Origin of the sequence: Mongoliibacter sp., from assembly GCF_007692705.1 — a bacterium.
GTDB lineage: Bacteria > Bacteroidota > Bacteroidia > Cytophagales > Cyclobacteriaceae > Mongoliibacter.
In genome coordinates, this window is record NZ_REBN01000008.1 from 1 (window position 1) to 2,809 (window position 2,809).

General features: G+C 37.3%; 3 protein-coding genes. 1 reads left to right on the plus strand and 2 read right to left on the minus strand.

Going from position 1 to position 2,809, the window contains the following annotated elements; genetic code table 11:
- Positions 1-228: 228 nt before the first annotated feature.
- Positions 229-1,365 (plus strand): DUF4221 family protein, encoded by a 1,137-nt coding sequence (locus tag EA341_RS00085; RefSeq protein WP_293010645.1) that lies wholly within the window; start codon positions 229-231, stop codon positions 1,363-1,365.
- Here EA341_RS00085 and EA341_RS00090 read toward each other — a convergent pair.
- Together EA341_RS00090 and EA341_RS00095 are read right to left on the minus strand one after the other, a co-directional pair.
- The gene (locus EA341_RS00090) at positions 1,362-2,132 is read right to left on the minus strand and encodes a YdcF family protein (protein WP_293010646.1); all 771 of its coding nucleotides are present in this window, start codon (positions 2,130-2,132) and stop codon (positions 1,362-1,364) included. The genes EA341_RS00085 and EA341_RS00090 overlap by 4 nt on opposite strands.
- An 83-nt stretch (positions 2,133-2,215) precedes the next feature.
- Positions 2,216-2,458 (minus strand): hypothetical protein, encoded by a 243-nt coding sequence (locus tag EA341_RS00095; protein WP_293010647.1) that lies wholly within the window; start codon positions 2,456-2,458, stop codon positions 2,216-2,218.
- Positions 2,459-2,809 lie beyond the last annotated feature (351 nt).

The window sequence follows — 2,809 nt, forward strand, 5'->3', positions numbered from 1 at the left end:
CCTTTCTGATATTATCCGTGCATTTCCAAAACTGAAAGAGACAACTTGGTAAAAATATCAATAAGAGTTGTTTTTTCATGAACCACAAAGTGACAAAAGAAAACCAAAGCTGGGTAATCAATCTTTAGTGACTTTGATTCCTTTTCCCGATACCGGCAGGTAGTGGTTAAATTTTTATGTGTTTACCTAATTATTCAGTAGATTTAGGTTTCTGCAATTTTGACTCTTATGACTAAGAATTATTTCCTATTAATCAGTTTGTCTTTTCTTTTATTTGCCTGTCAAAACTCCAAAAATAATGAAACTGCTGGCGCGCAATGGGTTTTTGAAATTGTTGAGGAAACAATCTCCTTGAAACTGCCCGAAGGTTGGGGGCATTTTGGTCATAAGTTTTTTTCTACCGAAGAAAGGATTTTTCTTTTTAATTATGGCAGGAATTCCTTGGCTTCTTATGATAAGAATAAGCTCGAATTACTCGGGACTTTTGTTTTTGAAAAAGAAGGACCAAATGGGATTGCCGGAGGAGTGGCAGATATCTCTGTGGAAAATGACAGTAGTTTTTGGGTGATTTCCCAGACAGAAAAACTATATCATCTAGATTCCAGATTCCAGCTCATTGACTCCCAAGACCTCAATACTGAGGAGCTTATGAAAATGGGAGTTTCACCCATGACTTTTGCTTTTGTAAAATCAGGTGATAAACTCTACCATCCAGCCATGCCCTTACAATTTAAATGGACAGATCTTAGCGTAAAGGAGATTGCAACCATGCCTAATCTGGTGGAATATGACATTGAAAATCGAACCTACAAAGAATTGAATAAGTTTGATTTGGAATTTTTGGGAGATAATTTAAATAAGATGATTATTCCCACATCCGTGGCTTTGGGAAAAAATAATGAAATCATTATTAACCATAATTATCGGAATATTTATGTTTACCATAATGGGGAGACCAAGAAATTTCCTGCTATGCTTTCTGACTTTAGCAAAGACCTTCCAGTTTCTTCAACAGATATGTTTGAGGACATGAATGAGATTATGAAAATCATCAACTATTCAGATATCTACGAGTCAGTAACCTATTTCCCTGAGCAGGAAATTTATGTTAGGAATGCCAAGTTTGCTGAAAGTCCCGAAGGAGGTATTGATGCTGATGGGCAGTTTTTGCAGTCTAAATGGGGTCTGGTTTTTTTGGATGAAAATTTTGAAAAGCTGGGGGAATTGATTCTTCCTGAAAAAGCAGCCAATGGAAATTATGTTTTTGAAAACCAAGAAGGAATCTGGTACAGTACCGACCATCCAGATAATCCTGATATCGACGAGGAAGTCATGCAGTTTAAATTGATCCAAAGAGCTGATTAGATATATCCTGCGATTTTATACATTGTTATTCCAATCCATTCTTTCAACAGCTTATGCCAAAGGGAAATACTGTTTGGGTTAGGATAGAGCAGATTTGGGATATCTACTTTGACATCATGGGTGTAATAATCTACCGGAAAAGTCACGGTCTGCAATCCGACTTTGTCAAAACAAGCTTTAGACCTTTTCATATGAAATGCCGAAGTGATCAACAAGTATTCCTCGGCTAAGTCATAACCGTTTTCCAATAATGTCTCTTTTGCTAAAACTGCATTTTGATACGTGTTTTTGGCTTGGTTTTCAATGAGTATATCTTCTTCAGGAATTTCAGCCAATAGCATCACATCACGAAGCCATTCCGCTTCCGTGTTTGGGTTTACAGGATTGAGTCCCTGCCCACCCGTGATGAGTATTTTTTTGATTTTACCTAACTTGTACAACTGAATCGCATGAGTGACCCTGTCGGCTCCTTTGTCAAAAAAAGTCCTGTCAAAAGCAGTTTTTCCCAGATTGGTCACTCCGGTGAGTACAATCCCCAACTCGTATTCGGGAAGGTTTTCGAATGCTTTGAATTCAGGTTCCCAAGCCAACATGGTCAAGTTGGAAATAAATGGATTGCTGAAAAATAGCAATAAAGCAAATCCTGCGATCAAGAGCTTCTTCGCATATGATTTTTTATAAAGGATAATTCCTGCGGCAAAAAGCAGGATGATTATTGTCAGGGGCATTGCCAAAAAACTCAGAAACTGAGAGAGGTAAAAGAACATAGGTCTATTTTTCCAGCAATATAAAACAGTCTGGTTTTAGCTTCCAAATCTTTTAAAGGGAGTAAAATGGATTTTCAGTAAACTTATAGGAAAAAGAGGGAGATGGATAGAATAACCAAGAAACCAAGAAATGCCAAGACCAAATGGTTGGAATTGGTGTTGCTTTCTTCCTGGTCCAAATCTTCTACAAAAAGTTCTGAGCTCTGTTCGCTGATTTGGTGGAGGTTGTGGTATTGCAATTGACTACCTGGCAAATTCCCATTCCTGTTGAGGAGCGAAATATTGCTGCTATTTGGGATTTTGGTATGTTTTTTTCTTACATCCATGCTATAAGTTAGGCAAAAGAAATTGTTTAACAAAATTTCATTGTAAAAACTCAGGATAGAGACAAATATTGTTGGTCTGAATTGCCTATGAATTTAGCCCGCAGATTCCGCTGATACGCGCAGATTTTTCTTTGATAGGTAGCCTTGATATTATCTGCGGTCATCTCCGTAATCAGTGGGAGTAAAAAAAGGAAGTAAGTGAGGGACACTCACTTTGGCAGCGCATTGTAGATTTAAAAACTTTTTGACAGTTGAAATGATTAGAGAATTGGAACGGACGCTTCAAATTTCAGCTTCGGTTTTAGTGAATAATTATCAACTCGAGAAGAAATAATCCTTTTTCATGTGTTT

Bases quoted from the DNA above. Each gene is read 5' to 3' on its own strand.
- EA341_RS00085 (WP_293010645.1), top strand. From the start codon at position 229: ATGACTAAGAATTATTTCCTATTAATCAGTTTGTCTTTTCTTTTATTT.
- EA341_RS00095 (WP_293010647.1), bottom strand. From the start codon at position 2,458: ATGGATGTAAGAAAAAAACATACCAAAATCCCAAATAGCAGCAATATT.
- EA341_RS00090 (WP_293010646.1), bottom strand. From the start codon at position 2,132: ATGTTCTTTTACCTCTCTCAGTTTCTGAGTTTTTTGGCAATGCCCCTG.